Genomic DNA, 20,887 nt, shown 5'->3' with positions numbered 1-20,887 from the left:
TATCGTGGCGTCCGCACCACCGATTCCGGAACCGACCACGCGACAGGGGTCACGATGAGCCAGCCGGTTGCGCCTCGCGCTTTGACGATCGCCGACGTCGCGGCCCGGGCCGGGGTGTCGCTCTCGACGGTCTCCCGCGTGATGAACGGCAACGCGACGGTAGACCCCGAGCTGGCGGCCAAAGTACGCGCCGCCGCCGCATCGCTGAATTACTCGGCGAGCCCGTTGGCCCGAGGGCTGGTGCTCGGCAAGACCCAGACCGTGGCGGTCGTCGTGCCCGATCTGGCCAACCCGACCTTCATCGGCGCGCTGCGCGGGCTGAGCCTCGCCGCCGCGCAGAACGATTACCACGTGCTGATCGCGGACTCGTCGGAGAACGTCGCCGATGAGCGGCTCCTCGCGATGGAGGCGCGCCGCCGGTGCGACGCGATCGTGCTGGTCGCTCCCCGTATGCCGCTCGACGTCCTCGCCGAGCTGATCCCCCGGCTCGCGCCGGTCGTCGTGATCAACCGTGATCTGCCGGCCTCCCCTGCACCCATCGTCGCGGCCGACTACCGCGCCGGCCTGATCGAGCTCCTCGAGGCGCACCTCTCCCTCGGGCACCGGCATTTGGTGTTCATCACCGGCGTCGCGGAGAGCGCCTCGAACGCCAACCGGCTGAGCGCGATCGAGGATGTGCGGGCGTCGCACCCCGATGTGGTGGTCGACATCGTCGCCGGCGGAGTGGACTTCGAGAGCGGGTACGCGGTGGCGGACCGCGTGCTCGAGACCGGCGCCACGGCCGCGTTGGCCTACAACGATCTGGTGGCCATGGGTCTGTTGAGCGCGCTCCACGAGAAGGGCGTGCGGGTGCCGGACGACGTCTCGGTCGCCGGCTTCGACGACATCCCCTTCGCCCGCTACACCACGCCGCCGCTGACCACGGCATCGGTGCCGGTCGCGGAGCTTGGCGCCCACGCCTGGGCGCGGATGTGGGATCTCCTGAACCATCGGGCGCCGGGGCACAACGTGTTCCTGCGGCCGCGGGTCGAGCTCCGCGGGAGCGTGCGCCGCCTGGCCGCGCCGCCGGCCGCGTGAGCGGGCGACCGCCGGATCCGCTGGCGGGATACGAGGACTGGCCCGGATTCCTCGCCGGTTGTCCGATGCGGACGACCGGCCGCCGGGACGTCGACGAGCTCGCCGGGGTGCTCGGGGTCCGGACGCCCCCGCGGGCCCCGGAGGTGTCGGTCGACGACCGATGGGCCGTCGACGATGTGACCGTCTCCGCCCTCTCCTGGTCGGTGGGCTTCGGTCCGCAGACGCGGGCCTACCTCGTGACGCCGCGGGACGGCCGCGGCCGCCTGCCCGGAGTGCTGGGGCTGCACTGTCACGGCGGCACGCGATCCCTCGGTGCGGATCAGCTCGTCGATCTCGGTCTCGCGAATTCGACCCATAGCATCGAGCGGCAGCTCGCCTGGTACGGGCGACTCGGCGCGGCCAATCGGCTCGCCGCACGCGGCTTCGCGGTCCTCGTCCATGACGCCTTCTCCTGGGCGAGCCGTCGGTTCGACCTCACGCGGCCGGGCATCCGGCTGGAGGAGACGCTGACCGCATACGCCGCACTCTGGCGCGACCGGGGGATCACCCCGACGCCGGAGGACGTCTTCGACCTCGCCTCCTCGCTGCACGAGGACACTCTCGCCAAGGCGTGCGGGCTGCTCGACACGACCTTCGCCGGGGCGGTGGCGTTCGACGACCTCGTCGCGCTCGACGTCCTCGCCGGGCTCGACGTCGTCGACCCGACACGGGTCGCCTCGTTCGGTTTCTCGGGAGGCGGGGGGCGCTCCGTGCTGCTCTCCGCGCTCGACGAGCGCGTGCGTGCGTCCGTCGTGACCTGCATGATGGCCACGTTCGACTCTCTGTTCCCCCGCTATCTCGACGTGCACTCGTGGCTCCTGAACAGCCCTGGGCTTCCGGGCCTCACCGACTGGCCGGACGTCGTCCCGCGCGGTGCAGCGCGCCGGACCCTCGTGCAGTACGGGTGGCGCGATCCGCTCTTCCCCGAGGAGGGGATGCTCGAGGCGCACGAACGGCTCCGCGGCGTCGAGGGATACCGGGGTTCCTTCCACGACGTCGATCACGTCTTCGACCCGGCGATGCAGGACGAGGCGTGGAGGTTTCTCGAGGAGACGCTCGCGGGCTGACCTCCGCCGACCTGTTGACACCTCTCCCGTGCGTTGATACTTTCCGGGAAACGTTTTCTCGTCGAGGTTTGCCTCACGGGAGGCCCTCGGGCTCGACCGCAAAGGAGCGGAGCATGACGCGATTCCCCCCTCGACGGGATGCGCCCGCACTCTCGCGCGATGAGCCCGCCTCCCGCACCGTGCCGGCATCCCGGGCGGCGGCGCCCGCGGTCTTTTCGTGGGCGCAATGAGAAAGCGCTTTATCAGCACAGCGACGGAGTCCCCGTCCGCGATGCGTCGGCGTCACTGCCGCGATCGCGCCCATCCACCGAAACATCAAGCGCGAATGGAATCAGAATGAAAATGCCTCGTGGTGCGAAGAAGCTGGCGCTGGCAAGCGTGGCTCTGAGCGCGGTCCTCATCATCACCGGATGTTCCGCCGGCGGGTCCGGCGGGAGCAGCGACCAGAAGATCACCCTCCGCTTCGCATGGTGGGGCAGCGACCAGCTGAACGCCATCAAGGCGAAGCAGATCAAGCTGTTCGAGAAGAAGTACCCGAACGTCACGGTCAAGGGCGAGCCCTCGGACTACGCCCCCTACTACCCCAAGCTCGCGACCCAGGTGGCGGGCGGCAACGCCCCCGACGCGATCCAGATCACGTACGACTCGACCCCGTCGTACGCGCAGAAGGGCGCGCTCCTCGACCTCTCCAAGTACATCGACACGAAGAAGTACCCGGCCGGATCACTGGACGCCGGCAAGGTCGACGGCGCCCTCGACGCGATCCCGACCGGCATCGGCGCACGCGCGATCGTCATCAACACGGCGGTGTTCAAGGCAGCCGGCGTGCCCATCCCGGATGACAAGACCTGGACCTGGGACGACTACGTCAAGATCGCCGCGCAAATCACGAAGAACAGCCCGGCCGGCACGTACGGATCCGTGCAGCCGGTCAACGATCAGTTCCTGCAGGCCATCGCACGGCAGGAGGGCAGCGACCTCTTCACGGCGAAGGGCAAGCTCGCGGTCTCCGAGTCGATCGTCCAGAAGATGTTCGAGATCTCGAAGAACCTGCAGGACACGGGCGGCGCCCCGAGCGCGTCCGTGAGCACGCAGGACAACGGCGCCGCCCTCGAGCAGAGCCTGATGGGCACCGGGAAGGTCGCGATGGCCTACGTCCCGATCAACTTCATCGGGATCTACGCCCAGTCCTCGGGCGACGACATGCGCATCCTCCGCCTGCCCGGCGACACCTCGACCCGTGTCGGCGAGTACCTCCAGCCGACGGTGCAGTACGCCGTCTACGGCAAGACGAAGCACCCGAAGGAAGCGGCCGAGCTCATCGACTTCCTGCTCAACAGCTCGGCCGCCGGCCCGCTGAATCAGCTGACGCTGGGCATCCCGGCGGTGCCGTCGGTGCAGAAGGCCGTCACGAAGAACCTGACGCCGTCTGACCAGGCACAGGTCGACTTCGTCAACTCGCTGAGCGGCCACACCGGCAAGGCGCCCAACCCCTTGGCCCTGCCCGCCATCAACACGCAGAACGTGCTCAACCCGATCGCGAGCGACGTGCTGTTCGGCAAGCAGACCCCCGCCCAGGCGGCGGCAAGCTTCATCTCGCAGGAGAAGGCGGCGATCGCAGCGAACCAGTAGTGACGCGCGCGCGGTGCGGGTCGGCCTCACGGGGTCGGCCCGCACCACCGTGATGAGGGACGTCGCCACGGCGGCCCGGTCGGCTCCGGCGCCCTCGGGCGCCCCGCGCCCGGGCCCACACCGGCCAACCACGCATCAGTCGACTGTCACCAACCTGCTGACCGAGCGCAGCTGGGACCCCACCTCGAGGACCGCAACCACCGCCGCCAGAGTCGCGATGAGGAGAGCCGGAAGGACGATACGCAGGAAGTCGCCTTCGTCGGTGACGGTCAGGGCACCCCTTGAAGCTGAGGAACGGCGCCCGCAAGCCTCCCTTCACCTGCGTGATTCCGACGCCTCGGCCGACGCTGCCGGAATCGTGGACAGGTGCGAAGCCAATGGAAGTTGTTGCCACTGTCCCTTGTCGGATCACGGGGTCAAGCTCCCCGCGCGCCAGACTCCACGACGAACGCACGGAGAAGACCACTGATACTGCGGCGCGGCCCGACACGCGACGCTCCGCCAGCCCGTGAGAAGCGATGGGCCGCCGACCCGTGGATCGGCGATTCACTTTCGTCGACCGGAGTTATGACTTCGGGAGGCTCGGAGATACAAGGACCCTTCCCAGCCCCAGCCAGCCAGCAGCTCCGCCGCCAGGATTCGAACCTGGGCCTCACGGCTCCAAAGGCCGTCGTGCTGCCGTTACACCACGGCGGATCGCGGCCCCATCCTCTCAAATCCGCGGGCGCGCTCTGGGATGATGGCCGGATGGTGGAGCCCGGCGCCGACGAGGTCGACCGCATCGTGGCCGACTGGAGCCGGGAGCGACCCGACGTCGACTTCTCGCCGCTGCAGATCCTGTCGCGTGTCGGCCGGCTCTCCAAGCACCTCGACCGGTCGCGCAAGACCGCGTTCACCGCGTCCGGGCTGGAGGCGTGGGAGTTCGACGTGCTCGCCGCGCTCCGGCGTGCGGGCGCGCCCTACCAGCTGAGCCCGAAGTCGCTGCTCCAGCAGACGCTGGTCTCGAGCGGGACGATGACGAACCGCATCGACCGGCTCGTCGAGCGGCGACTGGTCGAGCGGCGGACCGATCCGCACGACGGGCGCGGCGTGCTCGTCGTGATGACCTCGGCGGGACGCGAGCGCGTGGATGCCGCCATCAGCGGGCTCGTGGAGGTGGAGGGCGAACTGCTCGAGGGACTGTCGCGCGCCGATCAGGAGCGGCTCGCGGCGCTGCTGCGCAAGCTCAGCCTCGACTTCGACGACCCCGCCGCGCTGTAGCGCTCAGTCCTTGAGGGGCTCGCCGTCCGGGTCGGGCCCGGCCGCCCGGTGGCCCCACACCCGGTCGACGACGATCGACACGGGCCAGTTCGCGATCCAGAAGAACATGGCGATCTCGGCGTTCCAGAACAGGGCGATCGGGATCGACGCGACGAAGACGACCGGGACCACGAGGTTGTTCACGGTCGTGAAGCGGGCGAGGTCGCGGTCGACGGCCGGGCTCAGGAAGCCCTTGCGGTGGGCGTACTGCCAGAGCACGGTCGCGAGGAGGCCGAGGATCGCCACGCTCGCGGCGTACAGCGACACCGCCGCGGGATCCGGGGCGTACTCGCTCAGCAGGCTGGTCGGGAAGGGTACGAGCGCGACGAAGAAGAGGAACGCCAGGTTGATCCAGATGAGCCGGGTGTCGTAGCGGATGATCGCGCGGAACTTGCGGTGGTGGAACACCCAGTTGATCGCGATGATCAGGAAGCTCAGCACATAGCCGAGGAACTGCGGCCAGAGGGCGACGATCGCCGCCCATACGGTCCGGCCGTGCAGCTCCGGCACCCGCAGATCGAGCACGAGCAGCGTCAGCGCGATCGCGAACACCCCGTCGGAGAACGCCTCGATGCGCCCGGTGTCGCGGCCGCCCCCGAACAGCCGGACCTGCTTCTGCGCAATGGTCTCGGGCCGGGCCTCCGGACGACGCGTCGGCTCCTCCACGTCGGCACCCTATCCTGAGGCCCGGGATCGGCGTGCTCATCAGGTCGTCGACCCGATCGGTCGTCCGCGAGGCCGGCAACGCCGGACGGACCGCCGAGCGCCGCTCGACGTCAGCCGTCGAGCTGCTCGCTCAGCTCGAGCCAGCGCTCCTCGAGCGTCGCCGTCTCGTCCTCGAGCGAGGCCAGCTGCGCCTGCAGCTCACCGAGGCCCACGTAGTCGGACTGGTCGTGCCCGGCGAAGGCGGCGTGCTGCGCCGTGATGCGCTCGCCGAGCTTCGCGAGCCGGCGGTCGAGCGAGGAGAGCTCCTTCTCGACGTCGCGCCGCGCCGCGCCGGTGAGCGCATGCCGGGCAGCCGGAGCAGCCGGCGCATCGAGGTCCTTATCCTCGGGGGCCGAGGTCGCGATGCGCCGCTGCGCGGCTGCTCGACCCGCATCGGCGGAGATCCGCAGGTACTCGTCGACGCCGCCCGGAAGATGCCGCAGACGCCCGTCGAGCACCGCGTACTGCTGGTCGGTGACGCGCTCCAGCAGGTACCGATCGTGCGAGACGACGAGGAGCGTGCCCGGCCAGGTGTCGAGCAGATCCTCCATGGCGGCGAGCATGTCGGTGTCGAGGTCGTTGGTGGGCTCGTCGAGGATGAGCACGTTCGGCTCGTCGAGCAGGATCAGCAGCAGCTGGAGCCGTCGCTTCTGCCCGCCCGACAGGTCCTTGACGGGGGTCGAGAGCTGCGCGTTCGTGAAGCCGAGCCGCTCGAGCAGCTGGCCGGGGGTGAGCTCCTGCCCGCCGCTCACGTACGAGCTGCGCTGCTGCGCGATGACCGCGCTCACACGCTCCTCGGCGATCTCGTCGAGGTCCGCGAGCCGCTGATCGAGCTGCGCGATGCGCACCGTCTTGCCGCGCTTGACCCGGCCGGAGGTCGGCTCCACTGTGCCGGCGACGAGCCCCAGCAGGGTCGACTTGCCCGCCCCGTTGACGCCGAGGATCCCGGTCCGCTCCCCCGGCGCGATGCGCCACTCCACGTCGCGCAGCACGACCGACTGCTCCCCCGAGGAGTCGCTTCGCGGGGCCTCCTCCCCCGCTGAGGCCCCCTGACGCGACTCCTCGCGAGATGGGAAGGAGACGGAGACGTCGAGTAGGTCGACGACGTCCTTGCCGAGCCGCGCCGTCGCTAGCTGCGCGAGCGAGACCCCGTCCCGCACGGGCGGCACGTCCTCGATGAGCTGGTTGGCCGCCTCGATGCGGAACTTCGGCTTCGAGGTGCGCGCCGGCGCCCCGCGCCGCAGCCACGCCAGCTCCTTGCGCGCGAGGTTCTGCCGCCGCTGTTCGGTCGCCGCGGCCATCCGGTCGCGTTCGACGCGCTGCAGGATGTACGCCGCGTAGCCGCCCTCGAACGGCTCGATGACGCGGTCGTGCACTTCCCAGGTGTCGGTCGACACCGCGTCGAGGAACCACCGGTCGTGCGTGACGACGACGAGGCCGCCGCGGTTCTTCGGCCAGCGGCCGTTCAGGTGCTCGGCGAGCCAGGCGACGCCCTCGACATCCAGATGGTTCGTGGGCTCGTCGAGCAGGAGCACGTCCCAGTCGCGCGAGAGCAGCGCGGCGAGCGCGACCCGGCGCCGCTGCCCGCCGCTCAGGCCCCCGATCGTCGCGGTCCACGGGATGTCGCGCACGAGACCCGCGAGCACGTCGCGCACCTTCGCGTCGCCGGCCCACTCGTGCTCGGCGCGGTCGCCGACGATCGCGTGCGCCACCGTCTCGTCGTCGGGCAGCACGTCGCCCTGGTCGAGCATGCCGAGCGTCACGCCGCCGCGTCGCGTCACCTTGCCCGAGTCGGGATCCTGGCGACCGGCGAGCAGGCGCAGCAGCGTCGACTTGCCGTCGCCGTTGCGGCCGACGACCCCGATCCGGTCGCCCTCCTCGAGGCCGACCGTGACGTCGTCGAGGACCACGCGGGTCGGATACTCGAGGGAGATGCGCTCGGCGCCGAGGAGGTGGGCCATCCCGTCGAGCCTAGGCGGGCGTCACCCGACGAGCGGTGCGAGCGCCGCGCCGAGCGTCGAGACGACCCCCGGCACGTGGCCGTTGCGCGGCGCGTTGACGATGACGCCGTCGAGCCCGGCGCCGAGCACCTCGTTCGCGATCCGGTCGGCGATCACGTCGGCCGTGCCGACGAACACGCCGGCGCGCCGGTCCTCCGGCACGCCGGCGAGCAGTTCGTCGGCCTCCGCCGGCGTCTCGACGAGGCCGACGCTCGTGAGATAGCTCGTCTTCAGGGTCGCCGGATCGCGGTCGATCTCCTCGCACCGCTGCCGGAGCACCTCGATCTTCCGCGGGAGGTCGGGCAGCGCGCAGATGATGTTCATGTGGTCCGCGTACCGGGCCGCGAGCCGGAAGGTCTTGCGCTCGCCCTGGCCGCCGAGCATGATCGGCACGCTCTCGCGGTAGCGCGGAACGTTCATCGCGCCGTGTGCCCGGTACCACCTGCCGGTGAACTCGGGGCGCTCGTCGCGCAGCATGGGGTGGATGATCTGCAGCGCCTCGTCGAGCTTCTCGAACCGCTCGGTGAAGGTGTCGAAGTCGAAGCCGAGCTGCTCGTGCTCCATCTCGAACCAGCCGGCCCCGAGCCCGAGGATCGCGCGGCCGTGGCTGATGACGTCGAGGGTCGAGACCGTCTTCGCCAGCAGGGTCGGGTTGCGGTAGGTGTTGCCGGTGACGAGCGCCGAGAGCTGGATGGAGCTCGTCGACGCCGCCAGCGCGGCGAGCGTCGAGTACGCCTCGAGCATCGGTTGATCGGGGGTTCCGAGGCCGGGCAGCTGGTAGAAGTGGTCCATCACGAGGACCGTGTCGAAGCCCGAGGCCTCCGCGTCGCGCGCCTGCGCGACGACCGTGTCGAACAGCGCCTCGACGCCGCCGGGGTAGCTGAAGTTGGGGATCTGGTAGCCGAGCGAGATGGTCACCCTCGTGACGCTACGCCGGTCAGATGACGCGCGCGCCGTGCACGGGACCCGTCGCACGGACGACCCGCAGCTGCGCCGCGGAGAGCGCGACCTGCAGCTCCAGGGCGGCATCGAGATCCGCGGTCAGGAAGGCGACGGTCGGACCGGATCCGGAGACGATGCCGGCCAGCGCCCCGTTGCGCTCCCCCAGCTCGAGCACGTCGCCGAGCTCCGGGGAGAGGTGCAGCGCGGCCGCCTGCAGGTCGTTGTGGAGCGCGACCGCGAGCATCTGCGGGTCACCGGCCCGGAGCGCCTGCAGCACGTCGGCGTCGACCGTCGGCGCCGTCTCGGCGGGCGAGATGTCGGCGCGGTGGCGGGCCCGGTGCGCATCGAGCTCGGCGTACACCTCCGGCGTCGAGAGACCGAAGTCGGCGAGCGCGAGCACCCAGTGGAAGGTGCCCTTGGCGAGCGCGGGCGAGAGCTCGTCGCCGCGACCGGTGCCGATCGCCGTGCCGCCGGTGAGCGCGAACGGGACATCGGCGCCGAGGCGCCGCGCCAGATCCAGCATCGCGTCGCGCGGCAGCTCGGTGCCCCAGAGCGTGTCGCAGGCGAGCAGCGTCGCGGCCGCGTCGGCGGAGCCCCCGCCCATGCCGCCCGTCACCGGCACGTGCTTCTCGATGTCGATGTGGACCCCGCCGCGATAGCCGGTGCGCTCGGCGAGCAGGCGCGCGGCGCGGATCGCGATGTTGCGGTCGTCGGTGGGCACACGGCCGAGCTCGACCGAGCCGCTCACCGCGACCGAGAACCCGTCGGCCGCGGTGACGCGCACGTCCTCGCAGAGCGAGACCGCCTGATAGGCGATGGCGACGTCGTGGTAGCCGTCGTCCTGCAAGGATCCGACTCCGAGGAAGACGTTGATCTTGCCCGGAGCCCGGACGTGGACCTCGCGGCCGGCGCTCGGGCTCCCCATGGGGAGAGCCTAGTCACCCGTTCGGGGCGTGACTCAGGCCGCCGCCTCGACCTGCGCGAGGTGCTCGAGCTGGTCGAGCAGCTCCGCGACGGCGCCGTTGCGCATGCCGAACACGGTCGGGGCGAGCGGCGCGGACGGCACGACCTCGACCGCGATCCGCTGCGGCGACGGCGGCAGCCCGGCGAGCGGGTAGCGCCAGCCGTAGGCCCGGTAGCGGGTGTCGATGACGATCGGCGCGAGGTCGTCGACGAGCACGTGCACGACGGCGGTGCGGCGCGCGACGAGGTCGCGGATCCGTCCGGCGGCCTCGCGCCAGAGCCCGGCGACGCGGAGACTCTCAGCGGCGTCCGGAGAGTCCCACCCACCCGTCTGTGCGGGGTCGGGCGCCGGGAGCCCGGCGCCATCGAAGGGCACGGGGTCGGGAGCCGCCGTCGCGTCGTCGGAGGTGTGACCGCTCCAGCCCTCGCCGGTCCACCAGCGCAGCACGGCGACGCGGAGGGGATCCGCGTACCACCCTGCTGTGACCGGCACCGCGTCCACGGCGTGCTTCTCTCGATCGGGCGCCGGGCCCGGTCCCGCGCGCTGGGCAGGACTCTAGTGCGGTCCCCCGAACGGCGGACACCCCTCGTCCCGGTGCCACCCCTCAGCGGGGCGCGCGAACGATCCTCAGGAAGTCGTCGACGTCGAGCACCTCGCCGCGCGCCGTGGGGTCCACGCCGGCCCGCTCGAGCCGCGCGCTCGTCGCCGCGGTGCCGCCGAGCACCTCGCCGAGCGACTGCCGCAGCATCTTGCGGCGCTGCCCGAACGCGGCGTCGACCAGCCGGAACACCTCGCGGCGCTCCTCCTCCGTGCCGGGCGCCGCACGCCGCGAGAACGCGACGAGGATCGAGTCGACGTTCGGGACCGGCCAGAACACCTGGCGGCTCACCATCCCGGCCGCCGACCACACCCCGTACCAGGCCGCCTTGACGCTCGGCGAGCCGTAGACCTTGGAGCCGGGGGCGGCCGCGAGACGCTGGCCGACCTCCGCCTGCACCATGACGAGCGCGCTCTCGAGCGAGTCCAGCCGCTCGAGCAGGTGCAGGAGCACCGGCACCGAGACGTTGTACGGCAGGTTGGCGACGAGCCGGCGCGGGGCGACCGGCAGCTCCTCGACGCGGAGCGCGTCCTCGGTGATCACGGTGAGCGGCGCGCCGGGCGCGAGCTCGTCGGCGGTCACCGGCAGCCGCCGCGCCAGCCGCGGGTCGATCTCGATCGCCGTGACCCGCGCCCCGGCCTCGAGCAGGCCGAGGGTCAGCGATCCGAGCCCGGGCCCCACCTCGAGCACCTCGTCGCCGGGCTCGACCCCGGCCGTGCGGACGATGCGACGCACCGTGTTCGCGTCGACGACGAAGTTCTGGCCGAGCTTCTTGGTGGGCTGGAGATCGAGCTCCTCGGCGAGCGCGCGGACCTCGACTGGGCCCAGCAGTGGGCTCAGCGCGCGTCCCCGGACGGCTCGTCGTGCGGCTCGAACGGACCGGGCGGCGGGTCGACCGGGTCGGAGTCCCACTGCCCGTAGACGAGCTCGGTGTTCGACGAGATGAGCGCCGCGAGCATCGACACATCGGTGTGGAGGACGTCCGCCATCGCCCGCAGCGTGAGCGGGATGAGGTAGGCGGAGTTCGGCCGACCGCGGAACGGGACCGGCGTCAGGTACGGCGCATCGGTCTCGACGAGGAGCGTCGACCGCGGCACGATCTCGAGCGCGTCCCGCAGCTGCTGCACGTTCTTGAAGGTGACGGTGCCGGCGAAGGAGAGGTACCAGCCGCGCTCCGCGACGAGCTGCGCGAACGCGGCGTCGCCCGAGAAGCAGTGGAACACCGTGCGCTCTGGCGCGCCGACGCGGTCGAGCACCTCGACGACCTCGCGGTGCGCGTCGCGATCGTGGATCTGCAGGGCGAGCCCGTGGCGCTTCGCGATCTCGATGTGCGCCTCGAAGGAGCGGATCTGCGCCTCGCGCCCGTCCTCTCCCGTGCGGTAGAAGTCGAGCCCCGTCTCACCGATCGCCCGCACCCGGGGACGGGAGGCGAGCTCCTCGATGCCGGCGAGGTGCTCGTCGAGGAGGCCCCGCCGTTCGAGCTCGGGGGCCTCGTTCGGGTGGATCGCGACGGCGGCGAGCACGCGCGGCTCGCGCGCCGCGACGTCCGCGCTCCAGCGCGAGGTCTCGAGGTCGGTGCCGACCTGGACGACGCCGCGGACCCCGACGCTCGAGGCGCGGTCGAGCTGCTCCCGGTAGTCGAGGCTCTCGAGACCGTCCTGGATCTCCAGATGGGTGTGGTTGTCGTAGACCGGGACGACGAGCGCCTCGGGCAGGGGCGGGTACTCAGCCGGCTGGTCGGCCGGCCGCTCGCGCGCTCGCAGGAATGCGTCGTCGCCCAGGTTGTTCACGCGGCTCCCGCCTCCGGCTCCTCGATGCGCGGGAAGAGGGCCTCGAGGGCCTGCACGCTCCCCGTCGTCTGCGCCTTCCACTCGGTGGCCTGGAGGAGCGGAACGTCCTGCACCGCGCCCTCACCGCCGAGCGCGGTCCACAGCCGCGCGGTCGCCTTCGGCATCACCGGGGAGAGCAGGACGGCGAGCGCTCCGAGCCCGTGCGCCGCGGTCGCGAGCACCTGGTCGAGCCGGCGCGCCCGGGCCGCGTCCTTCGCGAGCACCCACGGCTCCTGCTCGGTGATGTAGAGGTTCAGCCGGTCGACCAGTCGCCAGACGTGGGCGATGGCCTGGTGGATCTCCACCCGGCCGACCGCGTCGTCGGCGTCGGCCGTGACCCGCGCCGCGAGCTCGGCGATCTCGGCGTCGATCTCCGCCTCCGGGATCGCGCCGCCGCGGTAGCGCGCGATCATCGCGATCAGGCGCGAGGCGAGGTTGCCGAATCCGTTGGCGAGCTCGGCCTGGTAGCGGGCCGACAGGTCCTCCCACGAGAACGAGCCGTCCTGGCCGAAGGTGATCGCGCGGAGGAAGTAGTAGCGGAAGGCGTCCGAGCCGAACGCCTCCGTGATCTGCTGCGGCGCGATCCCGGTGAGCTTCGACTTCGACATCTTCTCGCCGCCGACGAGCAGCCAGCCGTGGCCGAACACGCGCTTCGGCACGGGGAGGCCGGCGGCCATGAGCATCGCGGGCCAGATGACCGCGTGGAAGCGGGCGATGTCCTTGCCGACCAGGTGGACGGCGGGCCAGCGCCGACGGAACTCCTCGACGCGCTGCGGGTCGCCGTACCCGATCGCGGTGACGTAGTTGAGCAGCGCGTCGAACCACACGTAGACGACGTGCGACTCGTCCCACGGCACCTTCACGCCCCAGTCGAAGCTGGAGCGCGAGATCGAGAGGTCCTCCAGGCCCTGCGACACGAACTGGATGATCTCGTTGCGCACGCTCTCCGGCTGGATGAAGTCGGGCTGCGAGCCGTAGAGGTCGAGCAGCTGCTGCTGGAAGTCGCTCATCCGGAAGAAGTAGTTCTTCTCCTTGAGGATCTCGACCGGCCGGGAGTGGATCGCGCACAGCAGCTCGCCGGCGTAGTCTCCGTCGGCGGTCTCCACGAGCTCGTCGCGCGTCTTGTACTCCTCGCAGCCGACGCAGTAGTACCCCTCGTAGACGCCCTCGTAGATGTGGCCGTCGTCGCGGAGCTGCTGGATGAAGGCCTGCACCCCCCGCTCGTGGGCTGGGTCGGTCGTGCGGATGTACTGGTCGTTGGCGATGTCGACGGTCTGGAGCAGCGGCTTCCACGCCGTCTCGACGAGCCGGTCGGCCCACTCCTGCGGCGCCATCCCGTTGGCGGTCGCGGTGCGCAGGATCTTCTGGCCGTGCTCGTCGGTGCCGGTCAGCGACCAGGTGTCGTCGCCGCGCTGGCGGTGCCAGCGGGCCAGGACGTCTGCGGCCACCTCGGTGTACGCGTGGCCGATGTGGGGCACGTCGTTGACGTAGAAGATCGGCGTCGTGACGAAGAACGACTCGCCGGAGGACATGCGCCCGAGTCTAACGAGGGGGTGTTTCCCGTGACGGCGGTTCAGCTCTGCGCGAGATCGCGCAGCTCCATCGCGATGCCGAACCGGTCGCGGAGCGCGAGCCGCGCGGCGAACCAGCCGTTCATCCCGTGCACCGCGGGCCCCGGCGCGGTGGCCGACGAGCAGAGGTAGAGGTCGGCGATCGGGGTGCGCCATGGCTCCGGCGAGAGGATCGGCCGCCGGATGAGCTGCGGCAGGGTCGCCGCTCCCCCGCTGATGTCGCCGCCCCGCTCGTTGGGGTTGTCGCGCTCGAGGTCGGGCGCGGTGCGCGGGACGGCCGCGAGGATCGTGTCGCGGAATCCCGGGGCGAAGCGCTCGATCTGGCGGACGATGTGCTCCGTCGGATCGAGCGGCGACCCGTTCGGCACGTGCAGGTAGGCCCAGAGCACGTGCCGACCCTCGGGCGCGCGGCTCGGGTCGGCGAGCGTCGGCTGCACCGCGAGGACGTAGGGCGCGTCCGCGACCCGGCCGCGGCTCACCTCGTTCTCGGAGAAGGCGATCTCGGCCCGTGTCCCGCCGAGGTGCACGGTCGGCGCCTGCGCGATCGCGGGATCGGCCCACGGCACCGGCGCGGAGAGCGCGAAGTCGACCTTCGCGACCCCGGCTCCGGACCGGAGCGCGCGGAGCGCCCGGCGGTACCCGGTCGGGAGCCGGTCGCCGCCGAACCGGTCGAGGAACGCCGCCGAGGTGTCGAGCAGGGTGACGGTCGAGGGCTCGAGGTCGGCGGGGCCGGTCACCTCGACGCCCGTGAGGATCTCGCCGCCGTGCGCGCGGACGTCGTCCGCCATCGCGTCCGCGATCCGCTGCGTGCCGCCGATGGGCAGACCCCAGCCGCGGCCGTGGGCCTGCGCGGCGAGCATGAGGCCGGCACCCGCCGCGGCGATCGACGGCAGGGGCACGTTGGCATGGGCGGTGACGCCGGTGAGGAGCGCGGGCGCGGCGTCCGCGCGGAAGCGGCCGTTCCATCCGGATCCGCCCTGGTCGAGGGCGCGGAGCCCGAACGCGACCGCCGCGAACGGGTCGCGCGGGACGCGGAGCAGCGGGCCGAGCGTGAACCCGGTGACCGCGTCGACCCGGCGCACGAGCGGCTCGAGCAGGCCACGCCAGGCGGCGCCGTCGCGACCCAGCCCGTCGATCGTGCGGGCCAGGTCGCGCCAGGCGATCGCGCCGCGGCCGCCGTCGAGGGGATGCGCGTACGACGCCTCGGGGACGACGAACGGAACGCGCGCGGTCAGGCCCCACGCCCGGAAGAACGGCGACGCCAGCCCCGCGGGGTGCACGGCCGAGCAGACGTCGTGCACGAATCCCGGCAGGGTGAGCTCCGCGGAACGCGCGCCGCCGCCGATGGTCGCGTTGCGCTCCAGCACCCGCACCCGCAGTCCCGCCCGCGCCAGGGTCAGGGCGGCGGCGAGGCCGTTCGGCCCGGAGCCGACGACGGTCGCGTCGATCACGGGACCGACGCTACAGCGGCGACGGTCAGGCGCCCGATCCGACCTGCAGCACGATCTTGCCGAGCCCCTGGCGCTCGGCAAGGGCGTCGTACGCCGTCGCGACCGCGTCGATCGGGTAGCGCGCCTTGATCGGGAGCGTCACCCCGCCGCGCGTGAGCAGGTCGGCCACGAGCGCGACCGCGGCCGCGGGGTCGGCGACCGCCGACATCCCGATGGTCTTCACGCCGCGCGAACCGGCGGCGAAGTCGATGATCGTCTCGATCCGCGCGGCGTCGACGCCCAGGTCGAACGCGAGGTCGACATTGCCGGAGCCGTAGGTGTCGATGAAGGCATCCACACCGCCCGGGGCGAGCTCACGGATGCGATCGGCGACGCCGTCGCCATAGGCGACCGGCTCGATGCCGAGATCTCGGAGAGCCGCGTGGTTCGCCTCGGAGGCGGTGCCGATCACGCGCGCGCCGGCACGGGCCGCGAGCTGCGCCGCGAGCACGCCGACGCCGCCGGCGGCGCCCGCCACCACGACCGTCTCGCCGGTCCTCGGCGCCACCGCGTCGACCGCGGCGACGGCGGTGGTGCCGACCACGTAGAGGGAGCCCGCCACGTCCCAGTGCAGCGCATCGGGCTTGGCGACCAGGCGATCGGCCGCGATCGTGACGTAGTCGGCCTGCGCGCTGCGCTCATCCGACATCCCGATGACCTCGTCACCCACGTGCCACGCCGTGACACCCGCGCCGACGCCGACCACGTCTCCCGCGAAATCGCTGCCCTGGCCGAACGGCGGCTCGCCGCCGAACCGTCCCTCGCGGATGGGGATCTCGCCGGGATTGATCCCCGCGAACCGTACGGCGACCATGACCTCGCCGGGACCCGGATCGCGCTCCGGGACCTGGACGAGCTCCAGGACGCTGCTGTCACCGAACCGGGGGATGCGGACCGCGTTCATCACGTATCCGGTCTACGCCCTCCGCGCGGCGGCATACAGGACAGCCGGGAAAAACCCAGAGCGGGTCGAGTAGCGCGACGCGCGTATCGAGACCGTCTCTCTGAGGAGAGGTCTCGATACGCCGCTCCGCGGCTACTCGACCCGCGTCAGGTCAGTGCCGACCCTGCGCGAGCAGATTCAGCAGGGTGAAGGAGACCTCGCCGATACCGGTCACGTCGTCGTAGCGGCGGGCCGTCTGGAGCGAGGTGTCCTGGTCGAACGTCACCAGGAACGACTTGCCCGTGCTCGGGCTCGTGGCGGCGACCGCCACGGGGCTCGACGGCGGGACGATGTCGCGGTAGGACCACGGCAGGATGCGGTCGATCGCGTACAGCGTCGGGTTCGCGAACCCGATCACCGAGCGCGTCTGCTGCTGCACCAGGGCGACCTGCGCCGCGAGGAGCGGCGAGGCGAGCGAGGTGCCGCCGTAGGTCGCGTTGGTGTAGTCGCCCGTGGCCAGGGTGTCGTCGTCGACGATCGGGCGGTAGCCGATCTGGTACCCGGTGTACGGGTCGGCGAGCGCCGCCACGTCGGGCACCACGCGCTTTCCCTTCGCGAGCGACGAGGGGACGATCCCGCGCTGATACGCCGGCTGCGGCGTGACGGTGCTGACCCCGCCGCCGGCGCCGGCCCAGAACGGACCCGGCAGCGGGTCGGTGTACTGGAGCGAGCCGTCGGACGCCTTCACGATCTGGTCGCGGGCCGAACCCCACCCGGTCTCCTGCGTGATCCGGCCGGCCTGGTCGATGAACATCGACGTGCCGCCGACCGCCGTCACCCAGGCGCTCGACGAGGGCCACGAGGGCTGCGCGACGCCGTTGTTGAGGGCCGCGTCGTCGCCGTCGTCACCGCTCGAGAAGTAGAGCCCGATGCCCTCGGCCGCCGCCTGCAGGTACAGGTTGTTCTGACCCGCCAGGACGTCGGCCGGCAGGGCCTCGGTGCCGTTGCCGTAGCTGTTGCTCACGATGTTCGCGAGCTTGCCGTCGAGGATCTTCGACATCGCGACGTCGAGGCCCCCGCCGCAGTTGTACCCGCCGACGTAGAGGATCTTCGCGGCCGGCGCGACACCGTGCACGGCCTGCACGTCGAGGGTCTGCTCGGTCTGCCATCCGCTCGGCTGCTGGCAGAGGTCCTTGTCGAGGAACTGCGCGGGCGTCGGGACGATCTGCGAGTACTGCCCCGGGGCGAGACCCGGCTCCCCCGCGGCCGCGGCCCAGGTGTTCACGTCCTGCTCGATGGTCGGCGAGGCGTAGGCGTCGATGATCGCGACCGTCTGGCCCGAGCCGTTGATGCCCTTCGACACCAGAGACTGCACCCCGTAGGCGCTCCGCACCTGCGACGGCTTGTAGCCGCAGAGGTTGGTCGGGAACACCGTCGTGCCGTACGCGGTCGGCACCGTCGCCGTGTGCTCGCCGGCGTAGTTCGAGCACGGGGCGTCGACGACCGGCGCCGGCGCGGCGAACCGCTTGACGGCGGACCCGCCGGGGACGGCGTCCGGATCTGCCGGCACGCTGTCCGGCCGGGTCAGCAGTTTCGCCTGGTCCAGGCCGATCGCGCTGATCTTGCCCGCGAGGGTCGCCGGCACCGACGGCGCCGACGAGGGGGCGAGCAGGCGCTGCCCGGCGAAGGAGTAGGAGTGGATGCTCGTTCCGAACACGGACCCGAGCTGGTCCGCCGTGCCGCGGAAGGTCACGAAGAGCCGCGACTGCGGGTAGGCCGTGATGGTGAGGTGGTTGTCGGTGAGGAACTTCAGGACCGCGTCGAAGTCCGCCTGGGTCGGCGAGAACCGCGCGATCCACTGCTGCGGGCTGACCCCGTGGCGGAAGTTCGCCACGCCGGGCGTGCCGACGAGGGTCGCCAGCTGCTCGGCCCCCTTCGGATCGCGCAGCGGCAGGTAGATCTCCGCCTCCTCCGTGTCGTCCGCGGCGGCCGCCCCCTGGTCGTTGGCCGCGGTCGCCCACCCGGGCACCGATCCGGCGAACGTCTGGCGGTCGGCGGCCGATGCCGTCCCCGCCCCGACGACGCCGAGACCGGTCGTCGCCGCAACGGCCGCGACCAGCGCGACCGCCTTCCTCGTCCATGCACGCACGTGCATCCCTCGCTTCCCCGATGAAGGTGATTCCGGTGCGGAAGCACCGTGAAGCAGAACGTAAGCGACGCGTGTTGCCCCCAGCAAGGGGGTCAACCGATCTGTCTACCTCGGTCCCGGGCCGGGACGACGCGCGTCAGCGCCCGCGGGAGGCCAGCGCGGCCTCGTAGAGCTCGCGGCGACCGAGCCCGGTCGCCGCCGCGACCTCGGCGCTCGCGTCCTTGAGCCGCGCGCCCGCGGCGACGAGCGCCAGGACCTCGGCGAGCGCGGCCTCCGGGTCCGCGGCGCGTTCGGGCGCTCCGGCGACGACGAGCACGATCTCGCCTTTCACCCCGTCGGCAGCCCACGCGGCGAGCTCCGCGGCGGTCCCCCGCCGCACCTCCTCGTGGAGCTTGGTGAGCTCCCGGCAGACCACGGCGCGCCGGTCGGCGCCGAACGTCGCGGCCAGGTCGGCGAGCGCCGCCGCGATCCGGTGCGGCGACTCGAAGAAGACGAGCGTGCGGCGCTCTGCGGCGAGGGCCGCGAGGTGGGCACGGCGACCCGTCCGCGGCAGGAATCCCTCGAAGGCGAAGCGGTCGGTCGGCAGGCCCGAGACGGCAAGCGCCGCGAGAACGGCGCTCGGGCCGGGCAGCACCGTGACGCGGACGCCGGCCGCGACCGCCGCCTCCACGAGCCGGTATCCCGGGTCGCTCACGGTCGGCATGCCCGCGTCCGTGAGCACGAGCACGTCCTCCTCGCGCGCCTGCTCCGCGAGCTCCGCTGCGCGCTCCGTCTCGTTGTGCTCGTGCAGGGCGACGAGGCGCGGGCGGTTCTCCACGCCGAGGGCGCGCATGAGCTGGATCGCGGTGCGGGTGTCCTCGGCGGCCACGACCGTCGCCGCGGACAGCGCGTCGACGAGCCGGCGGGAGGCGTCCCCGAGGTTGCCGATGGGCGTCGCGCCGAGGATGATCACATCCTCATTCTTCTAGAGTCGTGCCCGTGACCGTCCTCGTCGAGCCGACCGGGTCGCGGCTGGACGACTGGTGGCAGGACGTGTCCGCCCGCCCCGCCGTCCGGCGGCTCTGGGTGTGGGGCGGACCGCTCGTCGTGCTGATCGTCGCCGCGGTCGCCCGCCTCTGGGGGCTGAGCCACCCGCACGAACTCGTCTTCGACGAGACCTACTACGTCAAGGACGCGTGGACGATCTGGCACCTCGGCTACGAGGGCACGTGGGGCGCCGACCCGAACCCCGCGTTCCAGAACGGCGACCTGAGCGGCTTCACCTCGAGCCCGGAGTTCGTCGCGCACCCGCCGCTCGGCAAGTGGATGATCGGCGCCGGGATGATGCTGTTCGGCGGCGCGAGCAGCTGGGGCTGGCGGATCACGGTCGCTCTCGTCGGGATCGCGCTCGTCGCGCTCGTCATGGTCCTCGCGCACCTGCTCTTCCGCTCGACGCTGCTCACCGTCATCGCGGGCGGCCTGATGGCGATCGACGGCAACGCGATCGTCATGAGCCGCGTCGCGCTCCTCGACGGGATCGTCGCGTTCTGGGGGCTCGCCGGAGTGATCCTCGTGCTCCTCGACCGGCGCTGGACCCTGCCGCGGCTCGACGCGTGGGTCGCCCGCCGCGAACGCGCGGGGCGCACGACCGACTGGGGCCCGATCCTCTGGTGGCGGCCGTTCCTGCTGCTCGCCGCGGTCTCCTTCGGTCTCATGTCGGGCACCAAGTGGAGCGGGGCGTACTTCCTCGCCGTCTTCGGGGTCTACGTCGTCGTCTCGGAGCTGACGCTGCGTCGGCGCGCCGGCATCGGCTTCTGGGGCAGCAGCGCGTTCCTGCAGCAGTCGTGGGCGACGTTCCTGCTCATGGTGCCGCTCGGCGCGGCGACCTACCTCGCGACCTGGACGGGATGGTTCGCGACCTCCGGCGGCTACGACCGGCAGTGGATCCAGGCCGGCGGCCAGCGCTGGACCGGTCTTCTCGCCGGCGTGCCCGTCACGCTCCAGAACTGGTGGCACTACCAGACGGAGATCTGGGACTACGACATCAACGAGCGCACGCCGCACGCGTACCAGGCGAACCCGCTCACCTGGCTCTTCCTCGTGCGGCCGACCTCGATGTGGTTCAAGGACTACGGGGACGGCACCGCCGGCGAGATCCTCGAGCTGGCGAACCCGCTCATCTGGTGGGCCGCGACCGCCGCCGCCATCGCCCTGCTGGTCATCGTGATCGTACGGCTCGTGCGCCGACGGAGCGTCTGGCGCGAGGTGCTGGTGCTGACCGGCCTCGCCGCGGGCTACCTGCCGTGGATGCTGTACCTGCAGCGGACGGTGTTCCAGTTCTACTCGATCGCCTTCGAGCCCTACCTGCTGCTCTGCCTCGTCGCGGTGATCCGGCTGCTGATCGGCACGCGCGGCTCGCCCGAGTGGCGGCGGGTGCAGGGTCTGCGGCTGGTCGGCGTCTTCCTCGGGCTGTGCGTGCTGCTCAGCATCTTCTTCTTCCCGATGTGGACGGGGATGACGATCCCCCGCTGGTATCTGCAGCTGCACTTCTGGTTCCCGAGCTGGATCTAGGCACCCCTCCGCCCGACCCCGTCCCCGCTCGCTCCCCCTCCCGCCTGTGACGAATGACGGAGCCGAAGGACTCGGGCGGACCGAATTCGCGT

General features: G+C 71.7%; 17 protein-coding genes and 1 tRNA gene. 5 read left to right on the top strand and 13 right to left on the bottom strand.

Annotated features, from left to right (window positions below; all coding sequences use genetic code 11):
• Positions 1-54 precede the first annotated feature (54 nt).
• From ACTHM3_RS10875 to ACTHM3_RS10865, 3 genes are all read left to right on the top strand, one after another.
• A complete protein-coding gene (locus ACTHM3_RS10875) occupies positions 55-1,077 on the top strand; it encodes a LacI family DNA-binding transcriptional regulator (protein WP_440406113.1) in 1,023 nt (340 codons plus the stop codon).
• A gap of 65 nt (positions 1,078-1,142) precedes the next feature.
• Positions 1,143-2,183, top strand: a complete 1,041-nt coding sequence (locus ACTHM3_RS10870) for an acetylxylan esterase (protein WP_440406112.1) — start codon at positions 1,143-1,145, stop codon at positions 2,181-2,183.
• Positions 2,184-2,561: 378 nt separating this feature from the next.
• A complete protein-coding gene (locus ACTHM3_RS10865; protein ID WP_440406111.1) occupies positions 2,562-3,815 on the top strand; it encodes an ABC transporter substrate-binding protein in 1,254 nt (417 codons plus the stop codon).
• A 624-nt stretch (positions 3,816-4,439) separates the two neighbouring features.
• Here ACTHM3_RS10865 and ACTHM3_RS10860 read toward each other — a convergent pair.
• Positions 4,440-4,511, bottom strand: a tRNA-Gln gene (locus tag ACTHM3_RS10860).
• A gap of 51 nt (positions 4,512-4,562) precedes the next feature.
• Between ACTHM3_RS10860 and ACTHM3_RS10855 the strand changes: the two genes are divergently transcribed.
• Positions 4,563-5,075, top strand: coding sequence for a MarR family winged helix-turn-helix transcriptional regulator (locus tag ACTHM3_RS10855; RefSeq protein ID WP_440406110.1), 513 nt, complete (start codon positions 4,563-4,565; stop codon positions 5,073-5,075).
• 3 nt (positions 5,076-5,078) lie between these two features.
• On the opposite strand, the gene ACTHM3_RS10850 is transcribed toward ACTHM3_RS10855, so the two are convergent.
• From ACTHM3_RS10850 to rsmI, 12 genes are all read right to left on the bottom strand, one after another.
• The gene (locus ACTHM3_RS10850) at positions 5,079-5,780 is read right to left on the bottom strand and encodes a TMEM175 family protein (RefSeq protein ID WP_440406109.1); all 702 of its coding nucleotides are present in this window, start codon (positions 5,778-5,780) and stop codon (positions 5,079-5,081) included.
• Positions 5,781-5,890: 110 nt separating this feature from the next.
• Positions 5,891-7,780, bottom strand: a complete 1,890-nt coding sequence (locus ACTHM3_RS10845; protein ID WP_440406108.1) for an ABC-F family ATP-binding cassette domain-containing protein — start codon at positions 7,778-7,780, stop codon at positions 5,891-5,893.
• A gap of 21 nt (positions 7,781-7,801) precedes the next feature.
• Complete coding sequence (locus tag ACTHM3_RS10840) at positions 7,802-8,737, bottom strand: LLM class F420-dependent oxidoreductase (RefSeq protein ID WP_440406107.1); 936 nt, start codon at positions 8,735-8,737, stop codon at positions 7,802-7,804.
• A 19-nt stretch (positions 8,738-8,756) separates the two neighbouring features.
• A complete protein-coding gene (locus tag ACTHM3_RS10835; RefSeq protein WP_440406106.1) occupies positions 8,757-9,686 on the bottom strand; it encodes a 4-(cytidine 5'-diphospho)-2-C-methyl-D-erythritol kinase in 930 nt (309 codons plus the stop codon).
• Positions 9,687-9,719: 33 nt separating this feature from the next.
• Positions 9,720-10,226, bottom strand: a complete 507-nt coding sequence (locus tag ACTHM3_RS10830) for a DUF2510 domain-containing protein (RefSeq protein ID WP_440406105.1) — start codon at positions 10,224-10,226, stop codon at positions 9,720-9,722.
• A gap of 103 nt (positions 10,227-10,329) precedes the next feature.
• Complete coding sequence (gene rsmA / locus ACTHM3_RS10825) at positions 10,330-11,163, bottom strand: 16S rRNA (adenine(1518)-N(6)/adenine(1519)-N(6))-dimethyltransferase RsmA (RefSeq protein ID WP_440406125.1); 834 nt, start codon at positions 11,161-11,163, stop codon at positions 10,330-10,332.
• Complete coding sequence (locus ACTHM3_RS10820) at positions 11,160-12,104, bottom strand: TatD family hydrolase (RefSeq protein WP_440406124.1); 945 nt, start codon at positions 12,102-12,104, stop codon at positions 11,160-11,162. Before ACTHM3_RS10820 ends, rsmA begins: the two co-directional genes overlap by 4 nt.
• Positions 12,105-12,109: 5 nt before the next feature.
• Entirely contained in the window at positions 12,110-13,684 is a 1,575-nt protein-coding gene (gene metG / locus ACTHM3_RS10815; protein WP_440406104.1) for a methionine--tRNA ligase, read from the bottom strand.
• 41 nt (positions 13,685-13,725) lie between these two features.
• The gene (locus ACTHM3_RS10810) at positions 13,726-15,174 is read right to left on the bottom strand and encodes a phytoene desaturase family protein (RefSeq protein ID WP_440406103.1); all 1,449 of its coding nucleotides are present in this window, start codon (positions 15,172-15,174) and stop codon (positions 13,726-13,728) included.
• Between the two features lie 25 nt (positions 15,175-15,199).
• Positions 15,200-16,117, bottom strand: coding sequence for an alcohol dehydrogenase catalytic domain-containing protein (locus ACTHM3_RS10805; protein ID WP_440406123.1), 918 nt, complete (start codon positions 16,115-16,117; stop codon positions 15,200-15,202).
• Between the two features lie 151 nt (positions 16,118-16,268).
• Positions 16,269-18,251, bottom strand: a complete 1,983-nt coding sequence (locus ACTHM3_RS10800) for a S53 family peptidase (RefSeq protein WP_440406102.1) — start codon at positions 18,249-18,251, stop codon at positions 16,269-16,271.
• Between the two features lie 130 nt (positions 18,252-18,381).
• Positions 18,382-19,197 (bottom strand): 16S rRNA (cytidine(1402)-2'-O)-methyltransferase, encoded by an 816-nt coding sequence (rsmI, locus tag ACTHM3_RS10795; RefSeq protein WP_440406101.1) that lies wholly within the window; start codon positions 19,195-19,197, stop codon positions 18,382-18,384.
• 26 nt (positions 19,198-19,223) lie between these two features.
• Here rsmI and ACTHM3_RS10790 point away from each other — a divergent pair, with 26 nt between their 5' ends.
• Positions 19,224-20,795 (top strand): dolichyl-phosphate-mannose--protein mannosyltransferase, encoded by a 1,572-nt coding sequence (locus ACTHM3_RS10790; RefSeq protein ID WP_440316184.1) that lies wholly within the window; start codon positions 19,224-19,226, stop codon positions 20,793-20,795.
• The last annotated feature ends 92 nt before the right edge of the window (positions 20,796-20,887 follow it).

The sequence above is a fragment of the Pseudolysinimonas sp. genome, from assembly GCF_051954455.1.
In the GTDB taxonomy this organism is placed as follows: domain Bacteria; phylum Actinomycetota; class Actinomycetes; order Actinomycetales; family Microbacteriaceae; genus Pseudolysinimonas.
The sequence above is the reverse complement of the archived record's forward strand: the minus strand, read 5'-3'. Positions and strand labels throughout refer to the sequence as shown.